Genomic DNA, 19,691 nt, shown 5'->3' with positions numbered 1-19,691 from the left:
TGCCGCTTCCGTCCCTCCCACTCACCCCGCTACGCCCAAATGTCCCGCCTCAAAACTATTAGCCGCTACACCCTGGCCTTGCTTTTCGTGGGCGCCGGCGTGCTGCATTTCCTCAAGCCCGAGCCCTACCTGCGCATTATGCCGCCCTATTTGCCGTGGCACCGGGAACTGGTGCTGCTCAGCGGCGTGGCCGAAGTGGTGCTGGGTGCGCTGCTACTACCCCGCCGCACCCACTGCTGGGCGGCCTGGGGCCTGATTGCGCTGCTGGTGGCCGTGTTTCCGGCCAATGTGTATATGGCGCAGACCAGCGGCGCGGGCCTGGGCGTGGCACCTTGGCTGGCCTGGGCCCGGCTGCCGCTGCAAGCCGGGCTTATTCTGTGGGCGTGGTGGGTGGGCCGGCCGGCCCATCATCGTAGATAATTACCTGGATTTCTACCTTTCAGCAGCATCGATACTCACGCTTTACGAAACCAGACCGCAGCATTTCCCCTTCCTAAGTACCGCTAAGCGGCAAAGAGTCATCAGGCGTGGAGGGCCAAGAGACGGGCAGTGTATTCAGCGCGCGAAAAGTGTGGGAGGGGAAATACTCGGCTGGGGCGGAGGGGTTTACCTGGCGGAAGCCGGGCCCTTGGGCTATCAGCCAGTGTAGCACCGTGCGTGCCTCTAGGCGGGCCAAGTGCGCGCCCAAGCAGGCATGAATCCCGCCGCCAAACGACAGGTGTCGTGCCGGCCGTCGGCTCAAGTCTACTTCATCGGGTTTAGAGTAATACGCTGGGTCCCGGTTGGCGGCTACAATGCTGCACACCACGAATGCCCCGGCTGGCAGCTCTTGGTCACCGAGCGTTACCGCCTGGGTTGTTACGCGCGCAATGGCACTGAGGGACGGCTCCAGGCGCAGGATTTCCTCAATAAATGGCTCGACGAGCGAAGGGTTGTCCCGCAGCTGATCAGCTACGGTGGGGTGTGTGAGCAGGTAGTACGCCGCATTGCTCATCAGCATGCTGCTAGTGACAATACTGGCCAGCCACATGGTCTTTATCAGGCTGATGGCCGTATCCTGGGCTAGTTGTCCCGCTTGGGTGAGGGTGAGCAGATGATTCAGGATCGTCGGCGCGGCAGTGGGTTGCTGCCGCTGGAGGTATTCGTCGAAGAAGCTGGTCAGCGCCTCCAGGTAGTCGAGCTGGTAGGCATGGCCGGGTAGGCAGCGTTGCAGGCTTTGGCGCTCGTCGGCGGTCAGTCCTAGTAGCTGGGCACTCACGGCCTGGGTCAGCGGAATGGTAAAGTCATTGACGAAGTCGAAAGATGGCTGCGCTTGCAGCGTTGTGCTCAGCTCAGCCACCATTGCCTCCGTGAATTCACGCAGCCCGGCCAATTGCTTGGGGGCAAAGAAGGGCTGCAACAGCTGCCGGTTGGCAGTATGCACGGGCGGGTCGGCCCCGATCAGCGCACTTTCAAAACCGGCGTTGGGACTGCTCGAAAAGACCAGCGGCTCCCGGAGCACGGCGTTAATCAGCGCGGTATCCAGCACCAGCCAGCTGTTGTTAGCCGGCAGGAAATGTAGACCGCCCTGACGGAGCAGATGCGCGTAGGCGGAGTACGGGTCGGCGCTGGTTTCCAGCGCCCCCAGCGAGAACTGCGTGATGAAAGTGGCGGCTCCAAACGCGGGCCGCGGGAGCGGGTGTTTTTTCACCAGCCCGTAGTCGGCCAGCAGCTTCCGGTTGGCCCCAATCGTCGTTAGCTCCGGCTGCGGCGGCTGGAGCCCGGGCAATACCTGCACGCCGGCCAAGCTAGCACGCTGGGCCGGGTCGCGCAGAAAAGGAAAGGAATCGACCCCAATGGGTAGGAAGAGTTGATAGCCGTCGGCCAGGGCGGCTCCCAAGGTTCCGTGAATGTCTAGCGGGTATTGAACCAGCGACAGCCAGTATTCCGGCCCCAGCACCGTACCCACCGGCAGCTGGCGGCCGGCCGTGCCCAGGTAGCAGGGAAGCGCCAACGGCTGCGGGCAAACGTCTTGCAGGGGCGCGCGTAACGCCTCCAGGTGCTGAGCCAGATGCGGCGAATGATACGGCCAGATCAGACTGGTTGGCGGCGCGGTGCTGCTGATACCATGCGCGGCCAGATACTGCTGGGCTGCAGCCACATCGACTTTGGGGCACAACGCCAGGCAACACCCGGCATCCACCAGCAGCACGACCAGCAGCTCGACGGGACACGCGTCCGTCAACCGGCCTACCGTGGCAAAACCGGCATTGACCACCAGCAGCGTGTAGTCAGGGCGGGAAACCTGACTGACGACGCAGCAGTTCAGGCCCACGCGCAGAGCATCCGGCAGGCTCAGGCCCCCGGCGGCGTACACGGCCGCCGCTTCTCCCACGCTAACGCCCAGCACCCCCTCCGGCTGCACCCCGTGGGCCAGCCACAGCTCCACCAGGGCCAGCTGCATCACCACGTTGGTGAGCAGCAGCCGGGCTTCATCGGCAAAGAAATCGGGGGCGGCGGGCGGCCCGGTGAAGTTGCTGATGATGGAAGGGCCGCCCAACACCTGGGTCAGGACCCGCTCACATTCCTGAACCGTGGTGCGAAACGCCGGCTCGTGGGCATACAGGTCGCGGCCCGTGCCCGGCGCGTACGGGTGACGGCCGTTGAAGGTAAACAGCAGGCGCTGGGCCGGACTTTTGCGCCCCAGCTGCCGGAGGCGATGCCAGGTGCGCCGCATTAGCTGTTTAACAATGGGCGGCGCATAGCGGGCCACCAGGGCGCGGGGTAAAGCTTGAAACCGAAGCATTAGAAGCAGATAATGAAGTGGACTGGCAGAGTCCGTTGGATGCTGGTAAAAACGCTGCGGCTATTATAAAAGGGCTGGCAACACCTCTAGGCGAATGAAATTACCTATAAACACTATGGCAATATACCGCTTTTGGACCGGCCACTATCTGCTCTGCCACAATCGTCGGGCCGGCCCTATTCGTGCGCATCGTCTGGTCACAGCTCAGACCACTAGCACGGGCCTGGTCTCTGCTCCGTCGCTGGCCTGAGTGCATTTACCTCTACAGGCGGTTGTTGTGGGCGTGATGACAGCTACGGCCGGAGTAACAATAAGGCAATTTGGCCAGACGGTCGGCAAGCCATTATTTTCGCACCGACTCATTTTCATCTATTCTCATTGCGACCAATGCTCAGTCGGTTTATTGTTGGCACCAGTCTTACGCTGCTTACGTCTCTTTCCCTACAGGCGCAGTCTACCGACCCGGCCCGCTTCGCCACGGAGCGCGACTCCCTGTTTCAGCGCGCGGCCGTCATTCGCAGCCAGAAGGACGCGCAGATCAGCTTTTTCAAGACCTCGTTTGTGGCTACGGGCGGCACCCGGCTCTGCACTAAAGGCTACGTTACCACGCCCAGCCCCACTACGGCCAGCTTTCAACCCGATAAGCTGCCCCGCTTGCTGCTAAAAAAGCACATTGTTAAGCACAAGAGCGTGGGCACAGTTGTCGAGAAAGTGTTTTACTACACGGTTGGGGGCAACGTAGCGCTGGCCGAATACTACCAGGATGGCCAGCTGGTGCGCTTGCAGGCTTTCGACTACTATGAGGTAGACCCTAAAGCGCAGGCCACGGTAATAAAGCTGGAATCGGGCAATTATGCCACTGTTACGTCCAACGTATCCGGCCGCAATCCGCTGAAGGAGGTCAAGTTTCTGCGCGGCGACTATCTAGTGAAAACCACGCGCAAAGGCGTACTGAAGCAAGCCGGCAAAACCACGGAATACTTCGTGGCTCCCCAGGCGCGGTAATAATACTGGTGTGAAAAAGGATATTCGCCGGGCAGACTATTCCGTCCAGCGGATATCCTTCACCCGCAGCTGCAGGGTGCGGTGTCCCCGGTATTCGTTGATTTCCACCGTGTAACACACGTTGAACGGGTGGCCGTCGGTGATTCGCTCGTGGTACTCAGCTAGGCCGAAGCCAATGGCATCCACGGTATGGCGCCCGTCCTGGGTGAGGGTCAGCTTCAGGTGAGAGTTGCCCACCACGCGCGCCGAATCAGGCGTAGCGTACACGAATTCCGACTCGAACACCGGGTTAGGGTTGCCCGGGCCGAAAGGCTCCATCTGGTGCAGCAGCTTGTAAAAGCTGTCGGTTACTTCATCGAGGCGTAGCACGGCGTCAATTTCCACCGGCGGAATCAGCTGCTCGGGCAGAATCCGGTCGGCTACTACCTGCTCAAACCGCTCCCGGAACTTGGCCACGTTTTCGACCGGTAGCGTGAGGCCGGCCGCGTACATGTGCCCGCCGTATTGGTCGAGCAAATCGGCGCACTCACTAATGGCCTGATGCACATCGAAACCCACCACCGAGCGGGCCGAGCCGGTAGCTTTGCCGTTGCTCTGGGTCAGGATGATGGTAGGGCGGTAGTACTTGTCGAGGCAGCGCGAGGCCACGATGCCGATAACACCTTTATGCCAGTCTTCCTTATAGAGTACCGTGGAGTGAGCATTAATTAGCGACGCATCGTCCTCAATCATGCTCAGCGCCTCCTTGGTGATGCTGGTATCGAAGCCGCGCCGCTCGATGTTGGTTTTGTCCACCACCCCGGTTTTCTCCACGGCCTCCTCTTTGGTTTCGGCCAGCAGCATGGCCACCGAGCGTTTGGCGTCGCCCATGCGGCCGGCGGCGTTGATGCGCGGCGCAAACCCGAATACCAGACTACTGATAGTCAACTCCCCTTCGCGCAGGCCGGCCAGCTCGCGCAGGGCCGCCACGCCCGGCCGCAGCTCCTTGCTCCGGTCGTTTAGCTGGCGCAGACCGTGGTAGGCCAGAATGCGGTTTTCGCCCCCGATAGGCACGATATCGGCCGCAATACTAATGGCCACCAAGTCCAGCAGTTCATACAGGGGCGCTTCATCCAGGCCCAGGTGCTGGCACAGGGCCTGCATCAGCTTAAAGCCGACGCCGCAGCCGGAAAGCTCCTTGAATGGGTATTCACAGTCGGCACGCTTGGGGTCGAGGACGGCCACAGCTTTCGGCAGCTCGGTGCCGGGCAAGTGGTGGTCACAGATGATGAAGTCGACGCCCCGCTCGTTGGCGTAGTCGATGCGGTCTACGGCCTTCACGCCGCAGTCGAGAGCAATGATGAGGCTGAAATTCTGCTCTAGCGCGTAGTCGATGCCGGCCTCGGAAATGCCGTAGCCTTCCTTGTAGCGGTCCGGAATGTAGTAGTCGACCCGCTCAGGGCCGAAAAGAGTCCGCAGGTAGGAGAAAACCACCGCCACCGACGTGGTGCCATCCACATCATAGTCGCCGAATACCAGTACTTTCTGGCCTTCGTGCAAAGCCGTGATCAGCCGGTCGACGGCACGGTCCATGTCGCGCATGCGCAGCGGGTCGGGCAGCTGGTCGAGGCTGGGGCGGAAATACTGGAAGGCTTCGTCGTAGGAACACACTCCGCGCTGGCAGAGCAGCGCAATGATGGTTTCATTGACGCGCAAAGCGTCGGCCAGATGCCTAACCTTAGTGGGCTCAGGCGCAGGCTTGCGGATCCATCTTTTTTCCATAATTCGGCGGCGGGCCCTAACGGGCGTTATCTTCAAAAGTAAGAAGAAAACGGCGGTCCTCCCGATTGTTGCCGGCCGGGCCGGGCCCGAATGCCTATTTTTGCCTTCCCGTTGCCCGAACCCGCCGCCATGAAGAAGCTGATTGCGTTTTACAAGCAGTACAAACAATACATCCTGACCGATGGCCTGATGTACCTGATATTTCTGCTGGCCCTGGCAATTATGTTTATTTTCTTCCGCTAGGCCACAACGGCCAGCCCGGCTTTACCGAAAGCAAAACAGAGCCAGCTGCTCGGCTTAGTTACGGCTGTTAATTCTAATTCACCGCGTCGCCGCGCAGCTTGCGGAAGCGTTTGCGGGCCTCGGCGGTGTAGATGCTGCCGGGGTATTTCACCAGCAGCTGGTTGTAGAGCGTTTTGGCTTTCTCGCGGTCCTGTAGGTTTTCCTCGGCAATACTGGCCGTCAGAAACAGCGCGTCGTCGCTGAGCACGTCGTATTTGGGGTTGGCCGTAATCTTTTCGAGCGTGGTCAAAGCCGCGGGGTAGTCGCCCATGCGGCGCTGCAGCTGGGCTTTCAGGTACCAGGCGTCATCGGTGAGGGCGTGGCCGGGGTATTTCTGCAGCAGATTATCGAGGCCCTTGAGCGCTGCGTCCAGCTTGTTCTGGAACACGAGCAGCTCCACGGCTGAGTAGTCGCGCAGGGCTACGCCCGAGGTGTCCATGGCCGTGTTGTCGGTGATGAGCAGGCTGAGCTGCATGGCGTCGTTGGCAATTTCACGACTGGTGGCTTCCTTGAGAATGTCCAGGTGGCTTTTGGCCAGCTTAAAGTCGCCGGCGTAGTAGCTCAGGCGGGCGTTGCGCAGCTTGGCCTCGTAGCCCACCGGCGACTCTTTGTGCGACTTTTCCACCTGCGAATACAGCAGCGTAGCTTCCCAGGGCTCCCCGCGCAGCAGGTAGATATCGGCCAGGTTGATTTTGGCTTCATCCACCACATCGAGGCTGGCGCGGGGCAGGTCAATTACTTCCTGCAGCATGGCCATTGCCTTGTCTTTCTCATCGAGCTGGAAGGCATAGAGCGCAGCCATACTGCGCAGCACCGAGGCCGTTTCGGGAGTTTTACCCAGTTCCGTCAGCACGTTCTGGTACTCCCCTATCAGCCCCCGGATTTTAGCCGAATCGACCGGATACGTAGCGCGTACCTGCTCTTCGCGGGCCTGCACCAACCGCTGCCGGGCCAGGCGGTAGTACATGCCCCCGCGGTATTCGCGCGTCACGTACTCGAAGCCGGCAATGGCGCTTTCGAAATCTTTGTTGCGCTGGGCAATAGCGGCCAGCTCCATTACCCGGGCACCTTCGGTACGGCCGCGCCGGTCGAGGGCCTTGGCCTGCACCAGGGCTCCGGTGAAGTCGCGGCGCTGCATCTGCAGCCACAGCAGCAGCTCGCTGTACACGGCCCGCTCGGGGTACTTCTGCACGTTGGCAAACAGCACCTTTTCCAGGGCATCGAAGTCCTTGTCTTCGCGCAGGCTGTTCTGGAGCATATTGCGCACGAAGGGCAGCTGCTGCTCATCGTCCTGCACCAGGCGCAGCGTCTCGGTCATCACCTTGTCCGTTTGGCCCGACTGGGTGTAGAGCTGAATCAGCTGGGGCGCGTACTCGGTGTCGTCTTTGGTAAGGGCACGGCCTTTCAGGTAGACTTTTTCGGCCCACTCGGGCAGGTTGCGGCGCATAAACTCGGTGGCGACGGGTACTACCTGCGCAGCCGTGAGCTGGCTCACTACCCGCTCATACTGCTTGGCAGCGGCCGGCGCGTCGCCGGCGGTGGTGTAAAGGCTACCCAAGGCCACACCGTAGGCCGGCTCTTCGGGGCGCTGCCGAATAGCTTTTTTCACCAGCTTTTCGGCGTCCTTGTAGCGCTTCAGGTTTTCGAGCACCGTGAGGTAGTCGGGCAGCACGTTGGGCGCGGCCTGCTCTTCGCTGCGCAACCGGCCAAACAGGAAGGCGGCCTTCTCATTCTCACCCTTGCGGGCGTATTCCCGGGCCAGGGCAATGCCACCGTCGTCCTGGGCCTGCGCCGACTGTATCGTCAAACCCAGGCCCAGCACCAGAGCCGGAGCAAATTTTACAAAGCGACGCAAAGAGAAAAAACGCATAGCGCAGAAGCCAGTGAAGTAACAATCAGACAGTAAACCGGCCGGGGCTTACTTTCATTCATTCGGGCCCGAAAACCAACCGCGTAGTCCTGCTCATTGTTGCTGTCTGCCCGAAGGAAGCCAGCCGCAGCTTTCGGGCTGCATTACGGGCCAAACAAAAAGGGCCGTACCCGAAGATACAGCCCTTTTGCTTGCTTCCGGCTGTTGGCCGGCCTAGAAGAACTTGGTGCGCTCGTCTTTGATGTTGGCGTTGGCTTTCACCGCTTCGTAGATGGCGCCATCGGCACGGGCCGAGCGTTGGGCCGTCAGCTGCTGACGAACCGTTTTCACGTCGGTTGGGATGGTAGGCTTCTCGATTTTCACGGGCTCTACAATCAGTACGCCCTGCTCACCCTGGAACGGGGCCGACTGCTGACCGGGCTTCACGCCGAAGGCTTTGCCTACGGCCAGCGGCTCGCCGCCCAGGCCCTGAATTACGCCGGTGCCGAGTACTACGTTGTCGGCGGTTTTCACCTGGGCCGTGGGGCCGTAAGCGGCGGCAATCTGCTCCAGCGTGCCTTTCTTGCCGTTCAGCTTCTCGATGATCTGCTTGGCTTTCTCTTCGTTGCGCACGGCCGCCGACAGCTCCTGTTTCAGGCTGGCCACGTCGGCAACGCCTTTGGCGCGCTCCTCGGTGAGGACGGCAATTACGTACTGGTCACCGATTTCATATACTTCGGAGATGTCACCGATGGCCGTTTTCTTGCCAGCCTGGCCGGCACCGTAGGCCCAGCGCACTAGGTCCCGTGCGTTCTGCAGGTTGTTTACGGCGCGGGCGTCGCTGGCGAGGCCTTTGGCTTCCTGCTTCTGCAGGGTCTTGTCGGCGGCTACGGCAGCCCGGAACGAGGCGAGGTCGGTGGCTTTGCCTTTCAGCTCCTGGGCGCGGGCATACGCAGCGTCGCGGGTAGCATCGGAAGGCAGAATGCTTTTCTGCACGGCGGCAATCTGGTAGGTCTGGCTGTTTTTAGGAGCGGTTACCTTGATGATATGGTAGCCGAACGAGGTTTCTACCGGGGCGGGCAGCAGGCCGGCCGAGGTAGCGGCGAATACGGCTTTCTCAAATTCGGGCACCATGCGGCCCTGCGTGAACCAGCCCAGGTCGCCGCCGGTAGCGGTGGTGCCGTCGGTGCCAAACTGACGAGCCATGGCGGCAAAGTCAGCCCCAGCTTTGATTTTGGCCAGTATGTCTTTGGCTTTGGCCAGAGCGGCAGCTTTGGCTTCCGGCGTTGGAGCATCGGGCTTGATGAGGATGTGGCTGGCACGGGCCGAAGCCTGGGCGCCGGCTTTCTGACCAGTCACTTTGAAGATGGAATACACGCCATTTTCGGCGAAGGGGCCATATACCTGACCAACCGTGAGGGGTAGCTGCTGACGCAGCTTCTCGGGCATATCGGCCGGCGACACGTAGGCCGAGCTGTAGGGGTGCTCGGGGTCTGTGTTGATTTTGGCGAATACGGAGTCGTTGGGGGCAGTGCGGAACTGGTTGGCCAGGTCTTCTACCGTCTTCTTCACCGTGGTGCTGTCTTCTACCGAAGCCGTTACCGGAATGGTCACATACTCGATGCTGCGGCCAGCTTCCACTTTGTAGCGGCCTTTGTTCTTATCGAGGTAAGCCTGCAGCTGCGCGTCGGTTACCTTCACGGCCGAATCCGAAATGGAGAAGTAAGGCACGAACAAGTAGCGGATGCTGGCGCGGGTGTTCTGGTTCTCGTTGTACTGCTTTACCTCGGCGGTGGTCACGTAGGTCGAGAGCTTGAGCAGGTTGTTGTACTTGTTGCCCATGCGCTCCGGGCCCAGGTTGGCTTCGAAGTTGTACCAGGCGTCGCGCGACTGGGGAGGCAGCTTGTCGAGGTTTTTCAGGTATTCCACCACTTTGGCGCGGTCGAACTGGCCGGTTTGCTGGTCGGTGAAGGCCTGACGGATGCTGGGATGAATGTTTTTCCCCTGCACCATGTCAGTCAGCTCGTCGTCGGAAACGGCAATGCCGAGCTTTTCGAACTCCTTGGCAAAGGCAATGCGGTAAATGGTCTGGTTCCAGGCTTGGTCGCGCAGGTAGCCCATAGCCTGCTCGTCGGGCTGGCGGCCCTGCTGCTGAATATAGTTCTGCTTGGCTTGCTCCAGAGCAGCCTGAAATTCGTTATAATCTACTTGCTCGCCGGCTATTTCGCCTACCGAATTCTCATTACGGTTAAACAGGCGGTTTTTACCGCCTATCAGGTCTCCCCCGACGATAAAGAGCAGCAGACCGATGGCGACGATGCCAACAGCCCAGCTCGATTTTTCTCGGATCGTGTTAATTAATGCCATTTACTTGAAAAAAAGCGCGGTAAGAAAAGTAGAAAGAGGCGCAAAATAACCAGAATCCGCCGGACATTCAAAACCGGCCCGACGCCAGAACGCCCGGAGGAGGGTCCGGGCGTGCAAGTTTCAGGTAGAAAGCTAGTTTCGGCGCTTGTTGCGCGGGTTTGGCTTGCCCGATTTCGGCGGAATTTTCGGCTTGTTCTGCTCCTTGGCCAGAAAGTCCTGCTCCTTCTGCCGCTGTTTGAGGTAGCGGTAGTACATGACGCAGGCCAGGGAAATCATAAACAGCCAGTAGTTGCGCTGCAGGCTGGCCATGGGCTCTTTGGGGTCGTTTTCCACCAGCGTCTGATACACGCCGATAACGAACGTGACGACGCCCAGCGAAAACAGAATGGTGCGCCACATGGAGGGGTCGATGCGCATACGAGAAGCATTTATTGGGCCGGAGGGGCCTGATTGACGGTAAATACGCCCGTCGGGTGCAGAATGCTGTAGCGGGAGAAATCCTGGGTGGCGGTGAGGCCGTTGCCGGTCAGCACTTCGGTCAGCGTTTCTACCCGCACCTTGGTTTCGGGCTTGGTGTAGATGGTGGCTTTGACCCGGTCGTAAAACAGCTCTTCGGTATTCATCTTCTGCTGCTTCACCTGGTTGGCCACCTTCACGTCGCCGCGCACCACGTAGAAGTTTTTCGCCTTGTCATACTTGGCGTACTTGCCTTCCAGGGTGTTAATCACTGTTTTGCCCCCCTCGCCGTAGAAGCTGACCTTCACGCCTTTGGGGTAAATCTGGTCCCCGGTTTCAAAGGTTTGCTCCAGCGGTGCCGTCAGCCGGATTTGGAGCTTGGCCGAGTCGCTGAGCAAGGTGAGTACGTTGTTCGTTTCGGCCATTGGGCCTTTGTACACCACCGGTTTGGCGGCTACTTCCGCGTCCTTTTTCTGGCAACTCCAGCTACTGCCAGCGACCAGCAAAGCACTCCAGAGCAACCAGTTTACGCGGTACGCAGGCATGGTGAGAAGCAGCTTACTCAATCCGGCGTTTGATAAACCAGCGGTTGTTAAGCGTCACGCCCAGCTGCATCCGCACGTAATCTTCCTTCACGTTGCTGATAACACGGGTTGTGCCGCCTTCCGTGAGCGTGTTGGCGTCGGTATTGCCGCGCTGCCCGTAGGTGAAGGCCAGACTGATGATAGTAGCTTCGAGTGGCGTGGCAGAGGGCATAGGGAAAGCAAAGCCCCAGCTCACGGCCCGGTCGTAGAGCGTCTGGCCCGAGGGGCGGTAGGGCATCTGGCTTACACTCAAGCCCGCCCGGTAGCTTACCCGCTTGAAGTAGTTGTCGACGGAGGTAGCGTCGGGGGTATATTCGCCGCCCACGCCGATGCGCATCGTGTTGTTGAGGGCAATGTTGGCACCCGGACCCGCAAAGCCTTTGAACTTGGACCATTGCTGCTGGGCCACGTCGAGACTGGCGCTCCAGTTCTTGTTATTGTCGAAGCTGACGCCCAGCTGCGTGAGAGCCGGCAGTGTAGCCGAGCCTTTCTCGTCGCTGGCCAGAGCAAGTTCTTCCAGCAGCAGACCGCTGACATCCTCCCGGCGCAGCGAGCTGCTGCGCGTACCGCCCAATTTGGTTTGGAAGCTATACACACCCGCGAGGTTGTAATTGAGCTTTTCGCTGGCTTTGCCCCGGTAGTGTAGGCCCGCCCGGAAGGCAAAATCGGAGTAATGCACGTGGTCGACAACCGCTGATTGGGTCGGGTCGTCTTCCGTCGTGTTTGGGTCATTGATGGCAGGCACCACAGCCGAGCCGATAGATTCGTCTATTGTGCCGAAGATATAGGAGGCCGTTACGCCCAGCGTCAGACCTTTAGCCACCCGCACGGCATGCGACATATAGGCCTCGGTTATTTCGCCTTCGCCTTTCTGCTGCTTTACTACCTGCGCCAGATTAGGGTCGTTGGCTACCTTCTCCACGGTGTTCGACTCGTAATCAACCGAGCTGAAGGGTTTCAGACCAGCCGCGGCAGCCCAGTATTTGGAGATGGGGAAGCTCAAGGCCAGATAGCCCAGCGTACCACTGCCGGTTTTATTGGAAGTAGTGGCATTGCGCAGCGTTTTGTACTGCCCGTTGAACCCGGCCTCATACGTGGTGCGGCCCGTGTAGTAGAGCAGCGCCGGGTTGATGTCGTTGACGTTGCTGCTGTTGGGCGCGGCCAAGCCGATGCCACCCATGCCCTGCTGCCGCACTCCGCCTAGGTTGGGAGTATAGTCGCCCAGCCCTAAGCGCGAATAGGGAGAGTTGCCCAGGCCTTGGCCATGAACGTTCGGGGCGGCCATCAGGCCCAATACTACCAGCCCTACAAAGCCAGCCGATTTAGTTTTCAACATTATGCACCAGTATTCGGTGAAGCCCAATGAGCACGAGCTCCGGAATGACAAAGATACGGCCTTTCAGCCGTGGTTGAAAAAAGCCCGCGTCGCCGCCGGCCAGTACTATTCTCAAATCAGGATATCGGAGCCTATATTCCGCAATAAACCCGTTTATTTCCGCCACAGCTCCGTTCAGCACTCCGCTGCGAATAGCGGCCTGCGTATCGTCGCCAATCAGGGTCACAGCAGCATCCACATCGGTTGGCCTAGCTACCAACGGCAGCCGGCCGGTAAACGTGTGCAGCGCCTCGAAACGCAGCCGCAACCCGGGCGCAATACTACCACCCCGAAACGTGTGGCCCGCTTCCACTAGGTCGCACTTAATGGCCGTACCCGCGTCGATGATGAGCGTATCATGAGCGGGCCCAAACCAGGCGGCGGCCACTGCGGCGGCCAGCCGGTCGGCCCCGAGCGTGTGGGGCGTAGCGTAAGCGTTGCGAATCGGCAGCGAAGTGGTAGCCGGTTTAAACTCCAGCACCCTCCCCTTGACATGCTGCTGCCATTGCTGCGCCCAGCCAGCCACTTCGGCGGCTACGGAGCTTATGATAATATGCTCCGGCCGTACCCGCTCCACTAAGCTACTTATGGTTTCAATGGAAGCAGCCACGGCTGTTTCGCTGAGTAGGTCACCCTCAAAGCAGCCGTATTTCACGGCCGTGTTGCCAATATCGAGAGCGAGGGTACGCATGGACTGATAAAAGTGAGTTCTGGAAGCAGTGGGGCTGCCAGCGGACTTACCTACCGCTTCTGTAAGCAGTAGTAAGACAAACAGGCTGGCTGTATGAGTCAACAGCCAGCCTGCAGGTTGCTTGGTTACAGGAAATACTTGAGGCGAATCACCTCTTTCTCGGTCAGGAAGCGCCATTTGCCGCGGGGCAGGTCCTTTTTGGTCAGGCCCGCGTACTGTACCCGGTCCAGCGAAACGACGTCGTAGCCCAAGTGCTCGAAAATACGGCGCACGATGCGGTTCCGGCCCAGGTGCAGCTCGATACCCACAAAGTGCGGGTTGCCAGCTACCACGGCTACGTCGTCCACGTCGGCTTTGCCATCTTCCAGCTCCACACCAGCAGCAATCTGGCCGAGGTGCTCTTCCGTCAGCGGCTGGTTTAGCTCAACCTGATAGATCTTTTTATTCTTGTGCGACGGGTGCGACAGTTTCTGCGCCACTTCCCCATCGTTGGTAAATAGCAACAGGCCCGTCGTGTTACGGTCGAGGCGGCCCACCGGGAAGATGCGCTCCTTCGACGCCGAGGCTACCAGCTCCATTACCGTGCGGCGGCCTTCGGGGTCATCGGTGGTGGTCAGGAAATCCTTGGGCTTATTGAGCAGCACGTACACATGCTTTTCCCGCTTTAGGTTGGTTTTGCCATACTGCACCGTGTCGGTGGGCTGCACCTGGTAGCCCATTTCCGTCACCACCTCACCGTTCACTTTAATTTCGCCGGCGGCAATCAGTGAGTCGGCTTCCCGCCGGGAGCAAATGCCCGCGTTGGCAATATAGCGGTTCAGGCGCGTGGTGTCGGCGTGCGAGTCGTCTTCTACCCGCCGGCGCTTGTTGCCGCGGGTTTTATCCTCCTCGTAGTGGCGCAGGCTTTTGTAGTCGGGTGCTTCCCCGGCTACTTCACCCCGCTTGGGCTTGTCGGCGCGGTTATCAAACGCTGGCTTGGCCGGGCGCTCCGTCCGCTCAGGACGCTCGCCATACTGCCGCGCCTCACGCTTGTCACCATAGGCCGGCTTGTCGCCGAAAGCGCGCGGCTTGGCATCACCGCGGGTGTTGCCCTTGTCGCCATAAGGCTTGCTGCCAAAGCTGGGCCGCTCGCCGAAGCTGCGGTTGCCAAAGCCACTTTCGCGGCGGTCAGGCGTGCTCCGACGCTCATCCCGGTCGCGGCCGAAGCCGCCTTCGCGACGCTCTGGGCGCTGGCCTTCTTCCCGGCGGTCGAAGTCGCCTTCGCGGCGCTCGGTCCGGGGCTTTTCCTCGCGGTTGTAGCCTTCGGGCACTTGGCGGAAATCGAACGGACGGGCCGGGCGGATAGCGCGGTCGGGACCGGTATTGGGGTCGCGCTCAAATGTGGCCGGAGCATCGGGCACTCGGGACTTGGGCGGCTCAACGGGGTTAGGGTTTACCTTGTTGAACTTGCGGTTGCGTTCCCCGGCGCCGCCCCGCGGCACGGCGGGCTTGCCTTCCTGCCGGTACGGCTGGCCGGGCCAGTTAGCCTTAGGATTATAAGGCTGGGCGGGGCGCTCATCCCGGCGCTCCTCGCGACCTTCAAAGCGGCGCGGGGCGTTGCGGTCATTGTCGCGGCCGAAGGAGCGACGGTCGTCGCTGCCACCTTCACGGCGCGGGCCGCCGAAGCCGCCCCGGTTGCCGGATGCTTCGCCGCGGCCAAAGCCGCCGGAGGTGCTACCGAATTTACGTGGGCCACCTTCTGAGCCACCGAAGCGGTTGCCGCCACCCGAGCTGGGCCGGTCGGAAGAAGGACGGGAGGAAAAGTTGCGGCCAACGCCTTCGCTGCCGGAGCGGTTGCCGCCAAATCCTCCTTCGCCGGGGCGGGAAGAGAATTTGCGGGGGCCGCTGCTGTTGCCAAAATTACCGGCTGGCCGGTCGCCGGGGCGGCCGCGCCGGGCAGAGTTGTCGTCGTTATGCTTCTTGCCCATGGTTGCAAGTATAAGTGCCGTATCGCTACGGTACGAGGTGAAAATAAATCAGGAGGGAAAATTGGTGGGCTAACAGACTAGCCCGGAAAACAGTGCCCGGACCAGCGGCGCGGATGGTGAAGGCCGCCTGCCGAAAGTCCGGGCAAGGAAGTGGAACGGGAAAAGGGCGGCTAGTCGCGGCGCGCCATTTTGGCTTCGATGGAGTGCTGGGTGTGGGGCACGGCCCGCAGACGCTCCTTGGGGATAAGCTTACCAGTGCCGATGCACACGCCGTACGTACCGTTCTTGATGCGTACCAGTGCGTTTTCGAGCTGCTGGATGAACTTCATCTGGCGGGAGGCCAACTGGTTCATGCTTTCCTTCTCGGCCGTGTCGGCACCGTCTTCCAGTACCTTAGCCGAGGAAGCCGTGTTGTCAGTCCCTGAATCGTTCTTGCGGCTCAGAGTCTCTTTGATGAATGCTACTTCCTTGCGGGCTGCGTTGAGTTTATCTTGGATGATTTCCGCAAACTCAGCCAGTTCTTCCCTGGAATAGCGTAGGTTTTCTTCACTCATGGGGTTCAGGGAGAGGTTAATTATTTGACTATTACGTTTTTACTAAGCAAGGCTGTAGCAAAATCCCGGCATATTTGGCTTTTTAACAGCAGTCCTTTCAAATAAGTTTGCTGCGCAGCCCCGCAGAGACTGGGTTTCCGGTTTTAGCGTTGGCCTGCGCTATTTGGCCGCAAAGCTACGCTTTTGTCCGATAATCAGCCAACTACGAATATTCTTTGGCTATAGTCCAGCTTGGTAGATGGCTTAGAAGCCGAGCATATGGATAGCAGCGGCGGCGGCTTCCACTCCTTTGTTGCCGTGCTTGCCGCCGGCCCGGTCCTGGGCCTGCTCCAGAGTATTGGTGGTTACCAACCCGAAAATCACGGGCTTATTGAACTTCAGCCCGACGTTAGTCAGGCCATTGGCTACGGCGTGGTTGATGTAGTCATCATGCTTGGTGTCGCCCTTGATGACAACGCCTAAGCAAATCACCGCGTCGATTTCCTCGTGCTGGGCCAGAAACTGGGCGCCCAGCGTGAGTTCGAAGCTGCCTGGCACCGAGTTGCGGTAGATGTTTTCCTCTTTGGCACCGTGCTTCACCAGCGTCTCGTAAGCGCCCTGGGCCAGCACGTCGGTGATTTCGCGGTTCCATTCGGCTACCACAATGCCAAACCGCTTTTCGGAGATATCGACAAAGGTGGTAGCGGTGTAGTCGCTGAGATTTTTGAGGGAAGTAGCCATAACGGTCTTCGTTGGGTGGTCGGTTTGCTATAAAACAAAGCTGCGCCCTCCTTGCGGAAAAGCGCAGCTTTTATCTTGGTACTCGGTGGCTTATTTGCTGGCCAAGCCTTCAACCCGGGCCTTGAACTGCTTGGCTTCGGAGGCCTCCTGCGCGTTCTGGTAGTCGGTCAGGATTTTGTCGTAGGCCTTCAGGGCACCGTCGTAGTCCTTGTTCATCTCGCGGGCCGTGGCTTCCTTCATCAGGTAGCCGGGCGAGAAGAATTCGTTGGCGTTGTAATTGGCTGCCTTGTTATACAGGTCGGCGGCTTCTTTGTACTTGTTGAGCTCCATATTGGCATCGCCGAGCAGAGCGTAAGCGCGGGCCTGCACCAGCAGATCGTCCGAGCTAAAGTCTTCCAGGTAGTCGATAGCCGCTTGGTACTTGCCCTGCTTCAGAGCGCCCACGCCAGCGTAGAAGTTAGCCAGGTTGCCGGCCTTGGTTCCACCATACTCCGAAGCAACTGCTTCGAGGCCGTCGTATTGTCCGTCGCCTTTCATAGCCTTATTCAGCGAGTCGGCTTCCCAGTAGTTCACAGCCTGGAACATGGCGGCCTGCGCTTTCTTGTCCTGCGACTGGCGCCAAGTATAGTATCCGAATGCTCCTACTACGGCCAGCACTACCACCGTCAACAAGCCCAGCAGGATGCTCTTTTTCCGGCGCAGAAAATCCTCGGTGTTGGCGAGGCGGGCGGCCAGCGCATCCGGGTCTTCCAGCAAAGGATGCTCGGTTACCAAGTCACCTTCGAGAGGCTGGTTCGGATCCGCGGGCACCTGTGACTGCTGCGGACGGTTTTGCGGGCTATTGCGCGTGTAGGGAATCTTAGACATTACTAGGCTTTCAAAAGGTCGGCCGGACAGCCGGGTAAAACTCCGCTAAGGTTAGTCGCGGATGTAAGGATAGTCCTGCTGCACGTAGACGTCTTTGTACAGCTCGTCGGCGGTGGGGTAAGGCGAGTTCTCGGCAAACTCCACCGACTCCTGCACCTGCGCCTTGATCTTCTCGTCGATGACGGTCAGCTCTTCTTCCGTTGCCATGTTGTGGGTCAGGATGGTGTGGCGCACCTGTTCGATGGCGTCGCGTGAGCGGTAGTCTTCCAGCTCTTCCTTGGTGCGGTACTTGGCCGGGTCGCTCATCGAGTGCCCTTTGTAGCGGTAGGTTTTGAACTCCAAGAACGTGGGGCCTTCACCAGCACGGGCACGCTCGGCGGCACGGGCTACGGCGTCGTGGATGTCCTCTACGTTCATCCCGTTCACGGGCTCCGATGGCATGTCGTAGCCGCGGCCGATGTGGAACAGCTCGGTTACGTTCGAGGTGCGCTGCACCGAAGTACCCATAGCATAGCCGTTGTTTTCAACGACGAATATGACGGGCAGCTTCCACAGCATAGCCATGTTGAAGGCCTCGTGCAAAGCGCCCTGCCGTACGGCACCGTCGCCCATGTAGCAGATGCAGAGCTTACCGGTCTTGTTATACTTCTCGGCAAAGGCCAGGCCGGCACCCATGGGCACCTGCCCGCCCACGATGCCGTGGCCGCCAACGAAGTTTACTTCCTTATCGAACATGTGCATCGAGCCACCTTTGCCTTTGGAGCAACCGGTGGCTTTAGCAAACAGCTCAGCCATGATGGCGTTGGGCGAAGTGCCCAGGGCCAACGGGTGGGCATGGTCGCGGTAAGCGGTAATCCACTTATCCCCTTTCTCCAGCGCCGATACGGCTCCGGCTACGCAGGCCTCCTGACCGATGTAGAGGTGGCAGAAACCCTTAATCTTCTGTTGACCGTAGAGCTGACCAGCCTTATCCTCAAACTTGCGCATGAGCTGCATCTGCTCGTACCACTGCAGATAGGTCTCCTTCGGAAATTGCGGCTTGCCGGGCGACGTAGCGCGGGGAGCTGTGCCATCCGCGTCATCGTTGGCCGGAGGCAAAACCGGGTCTGGTTGCTTCACCGTTTTGGTGGCAACATCTGCTTGGGGGGTAGTCTTCTTGCTCGACGATTTTTTCGCCGAATTGGAAGCGCTTGGGGTAGCCTTTACTTTCGTCTCCGCCATCGTACTCTCGGTTGTTCGCGTTTGGGATGCGAAAGTACGTAAAAGGATTGCAATTCCGAACCCGAATGATTCTTGAAACCCTACATCTGCTGTTCTTTAAAAACTACGATGAAGCAACCCTGCAGCTCTCGCCGCACATCAACTGCTTCATCGGCGACAACGGCAGCGGCAAGACCAATCTGCTCGATGCTATCCATTACTTGGCGTTAACTAAGAGTGCTTTCACTACCGCCGATGCCCAAAGCATAAAACAGGGCGAGGAGTTCTTCGTGGTGAAGGGTCGGTTTTGCACTCCGCCCGATGATGTGCGCGAGACAATTCAGTGCAGCTTGCGGGCCGGGCAGAAGAAAGCTGTGACTCACAACAAGCAGGCCTACGAGCGTATCTCCGACCACATTGGCCGCTTCCCCGTAGTGCTTATTTCGCCCTACGATACCGACCTAATCCGGCAGGGCAGCGAGGAGCGTCGGCGCTATTTCGACAGCCTGATTTCGCAGCTCAGCCACGAGTACCTGGAGTTGCTCATTTCCTACAACCACATCCTGCGCCAGCGCAACGCCCTGCTCAAGCAAGCCGCCGACCGGCAGGGTTACGACCGCGACTACCTATTAGTATTGGATGAGCAGTTGGCTCCCGTGGGCACGCAGTTGGTAGCACTGCGCCAGCAGTTCCTGGCCGACTTCACTCCTATCTTCCAGCGCCACTACCAGCAGCTGGCCGACAGCCGGGAGCAGGTAACGTTAGAATATAAGAGCCAGCTGCCTGATGCCGACTTTGGCCATTTGCTACGCACCTTCGAGCGCAAGGACTTGGCGCTGCAACGCACCACCGTAGGCCCACACAAAGACGACTTCGTGTTTTTGATGGATGGCGTGTCGGTGAAAAGCTACGGCTCACAGGGCCAGCAAAAATCGTACGCCATTGCGCTCAAGCTGGCCCAATTTGAAATAGCCGCTACCCGCAAGCAGCACAAGCCCATTCTGCTGCTCGATGATATCTTCGACCGGCTCGATGAGAAGCGTATCACCCGGCTGCTCCAGCTAGTAGCCGACCAGACCTTCGGGCAGGTGTTTCTGACCGATACCCACCTAGAGCGCACCGATAAAGCCTTGGCTAATCTGTCGGAGCAAATTAGCCGCTTCCGGGTAGAAAATGGCCGGGTGACGCCGCTCTAGGCTAGCTTCTGCTGTACCTTTGTAGCCAGCAC

Annotated in this window: 17 protein-coding genes; 4 read left to right on the top strand and 13 right to left on the bottom strand. The window is 59.4% G+C overall.

The window, feature by feature from the left end; genetic code table 11:
- The first annotated feature begins 39 nt into the window (after nt 1–39).
- Nucleotides 40–420, top strand: a complete 381-nt coding sequence (locus LGH74_RS20625; protein WP_226179235.1) for a DoxX family protein — start codon at nt 40–42, stop codon at nt 418–420.
- Nucleotides 421–493: 73 nt separating this feature from the next.
- Here the strand turns inward: LGH74_RS20625 and LGH74_RS20620 are convergent, their stop codons facing one another.
- A complete protein-coding gene (locus LGH74_RS20620; RefSeq protein WP_226179232.1) occupies nt 494–2,785 on the bottom strand; it encodes a cytochrome P450 in 2,292 nt (763 codons plus the stop codon).
- A gap of 387 nt (nt 2,786–3,172) precedes the next feature.
- Here LGH74_RS20620 and LGH74_RS20615 point away from each other — a divergent pair, with 387 nt between their 5' ends.
- Nucleotides 3,173–3,790: a hypothetical protein gene (locus LGH74_RS20615; RefSeq protein ID WP_226179229.1), complete on the top strand. Its 618-nt coding sequence runs from the start codon at nt 3,173–3,175 to the stop codon at nt 3,788–3,790.
- Nucleotides 3,791–3,826: 36 nt separating this feature from the next.
- On the opposite strand, the gene recJ is transcribed toward LGH74_RS20615, so the two are convergent.
- Nucleotides 3,827–5,551 carry a single-stranded-DNA-specific exonuclease RecJ gene (gene recJ, locus LGH74_RS20610; RefSeq protein ID WP_226179225.1) on the bottom strand — a complete coding sequence of 575 codons (1,725 nt, stop codon included), beginning with the start codon at nt 5,549–5,551 and terminating at the stop codon, nt 3,827–3,829.
- Between the two features lie 111 nt (nt 5,552–5,662).
- Here recJ and LGH74_RS24950 point away from each other — a divergent pair, with 111 nt between their 5' ends.
- The gene (locus LGH74_RS24950; RefSeq protein ID WP_262904723.1) at nt 5,663–5,794 is read left to right on the top strand and encodes a hypothetical protein; all 132 of its coding nucleotides are present in this window, start codon (nt 5,663–5,665) and stop codon (nt 5,792–5,794) included.
- Nucleotides 5,795–5,867: 73 nt separating this feature from the next.
- Here the strand turns inward: LGH74_RS24950 and LGH74_RS20605 are convergent, their stop codons facing one another.
- From LGH74_RS20605 to pdhA, 11 genes are all read right to left on the bottom strand, one after another.
- A complete protein-coding gene (locus tag LGH74_RS20605) occupies nt 5,868–7,688 on the bottom strand; it encodes a tetratricopeptide repeat protein (protein WP_226179222.1) in 1,821 nt (606 codons plus the stop codon).
- Nucleotides 7,689–7,916: 228 nt separating this feature from the next.
- Nucleotides 7,917–10,049 (bottom strand): peptidylprolyl isomerase, encoded by a 2,133-nt coding sequence (locus LGH74_RS20600; protein WP_226179219.1) that lies wholly within the window; start codon nt 10,047–10,049, stop codon nt 7,917–7,919.
- A gap of 132 nt (nt 10,050–10,181) precedes the next feature.
- Nucleotides 10,182–10,466, bottom strand: a complete 285-nt coding sequence (locus tag LGH74_RS20595; RefSeq protein WP_226179215.1) for a hypothetical protein — start codon at nt 10,464–10,466, stop codon at nt 10,182–10,184.
- 11 nt (nt 10,467–10,477) lie between these two features.
- On the bottom strand, nt 10,478–11,071 hold the full coding sequence (gene lptC / locus LGH74_RS20590; RefSeq protein ID WP_226179212.1) for an LPS export ABC transporter periplasmic protein LptC: 594 nt from the start codon (nt 11,069–11,071) through the stop codon (nt 10,478–10,480).
- The gene (bamG, locus tag LGH74_RS20585) at nt 11,064–12,425 is read right to left on the bottom strand and encodes a BamG family beta-barrel-assembly machinery protein (protein WP_226179209.1); all 1,362 of its coding nucleotides are present in this window, start codon (nt 12,423–12,425) and stop codon (nt 11,064–11,066) included. The genes lptC and bamG overlap by 8 nt, the downstream gene beginning before the upstream one ends.
- Complete coding sequence (locus LGH74_RS20580; RefSeq protein ID WP_226179206.1) at nt 12,412–13,155, bottom strand: type III pantothenate kinase; 744 nt, start codon at nt 13,153–13,155, stop codon at nt 12,412–12,414. The genes bamG and LGH74_RS20580 overlap by 14 nt, the downstream gene beginning before the upstream one ends.
- A gap of 125 nt (nt 13,156–13,280) precedes the next feature.
- Nucleotides 13,281–15,122 (bottom strand): pseudouridine synthase, encoded by a 1,842-nt coding sequence (locus tag LGH74_RS20575; protein ID WP_226179203.1) that lies wholly within the window; start codon nt 15,120–15,122, stop codon nt 13,281–13,283.
- Between the two features lie 170 nt (nt 15,123–15,292).
- A complete protein-coding gene (locus LGH74_RS20570; RefSeq protein WP_135465508.1) occupies nt 15,293–15,676 on the bottom strand; it encodes a TraR/DksA family transcriptional regulator in 384 nt (127 codons plus the stop codon).
- Between the two features lie 243 nt (nt 15,677–15,919).
- Nucleotides 15,920–16,396: a 6,7-dimethyl-8-ribityllumazine synthase gene (ribH, locus tag LGH74_RS20565; RefSeq protein WP_226179200.1), complete on the bottom strand. Its 477-nt coding sequence runs from the start codon at nt 16,394–16,396 to the stop codon at nt 15,920–15,922.
- 90 nt (nt 16,397–16,486) lie between these two features.
- Nucleotides 16,487–17,263, bottom strand: a complete 777-nt coding sequence (locus LGH74_RS20560) for a tetratricopeptide repeat protein (RefSeq protein ID WP_226179197.1) — start codon at nt 17,261–17,263, stop codon at nt 16,487–16,489.
- A gap of 51 nt (nt 17,264–17,314) precedes the next feature.
- Entirely contained in the window at nt 17,315–18,382 is a 1,068-nt protein-coding gene (pdhA, locus tag LGH74_RS20555; protein WP_226179194.1) for a pyruvate dehydrogenase (acetyl-transferring) E1 component subunit alpha, read from the bottom strand.
- Between the two features lie 167 nt (nt 18,383–18,549).
- Here pdhA and recF point away from each other — a divergent pair, with 167 nt between their 5' ends.
- Nucleotides 18,550–19,659 carry a DNA replication/repair protein RecF gene (recF, locus tag LGH74_RS20550; protein WP_226179191.1) on the top strand — a complete coding sequence of 370 codons (1,110 nt, stop codon included), beginning with the start codon at nt 18,550–18,552 and terminating at the stop codon, nt 19,657–19,659.
- The last annotated feature ends 32 nt before the right edge of the window (nt 19,660–19,691 follow it).

Source organism: Hymenobacter lucidus (genome assembly GCF_020447265.1).
Taxonomy (GTDB): domain Bacteria; phylum Bacteroidota; class Bacteroidia; order Cytophagales; family Hymenobacteraceae; genus Hymenobacter; species Hymenobacter lucidus.
Note: the sequence above shows the minus strand (reverse complement) of the source record. Positions and strands in the feature narration are given on the sequence as shown.

What these genes read in the sequence shown, in the direction of transcription:
- LGH74_RS20625 (WP_226179235.1), top strand. Translation starts at nt 40, where the DNA reads ATGTCCCGCCTCAAAACTATTAGCCGCTACACCCTGGCCTTGCTTTTC.
- LGH74_RS20620 (WP_226179232.1), bottom strand. Translation starts at nt 2,785, where the DNA reads ATGCTTCGGTTTCAAGCTTTACCCCGCGCCCTGGTGGCCCGCTATGCG.
- LGH74_RS20615 (WP_226179229.1), top strand. Translation starts at nt 3,173, where the DNA reads ATGCTCAGTCGGTTTATTGTTGGCACCAGTCTTACGCTGCTTACGTCT.
- recJ (WP_226179225.1), bottom strand. Translation starts at nt 5,551, where the DNA reads ATGGAAAAAAGATGGATCCGCAAGCCTGCGCCTGAGCCCACTAAGGTT.
- LGH74_RS20600 (WP_226179219.1), bottom strand. Translation starts at nt 10,049, where the DNA reads ATGGCATTAATTAACACGATCCGAGAAAAATCGAGCTGGGCTGTTGGC.
- LGH74_RS20595 (WP_226179215.1), bottom strand. Translation starts at nt 10,466, where the DNA reads ATGCGCATCGACCCCTCCATGTGGCGCACCATTCTGTTTTCGCTGGGC.
- bamG (WP_226179209.1), bottom strand. Translation starts at nt 12,425, where the DNA reads ATGTTGAAAACTAAATCGGCTGGCTTTGTAGGGCTGGTAGTATTGGGC.
- LGH74_RS20580 (WP_226179206.1), bottom strand. Translation starts at nt 13,155, where the DNA reads ATGCGTACCCTCGCTCTCGATATTGGCAACACGGCCGTGAAATACGGC.
- LGH74_RS20575 (WP_226179203.1), bottom strand. Translation starts at nt 15,122, where the DNA reads ATGGGCAAGAAGCATAACGACGACAACTCTGCCCGGCGCGGCCGCCCC.
- LGH74_RS20570 (WP_135465508.1), bottom strand. Translation starts at nt 15,676, where the DNA reads ATGAGTGAAGAAAACCTACGCTATTCCAGGGAAGAACTGGCTGAGTTT.
- ribH (WP_226179200.1), bottom strand. Translation starts at nt 16,396, where the DNA reads ATGGCTACTTCCCTCAAAAATCTCAGCGACTACACCGCTACCACCTTT.
- LGH74_RS20560 (WP_226179197.1), bottom strand. Translation starts at nt 17,263, where the DNA reads ATGTCTAAGATTCCCTACACGCGCAATAGCCCGCAAAACCGTCCGCAG.
- recF (WP_226179191.1), top strand. Translation starts at nt 18,550, where the DNA reads ATGATTCTTGAAACCCTACATCTGCTGTTCTTTAAAAACTACGATGAA.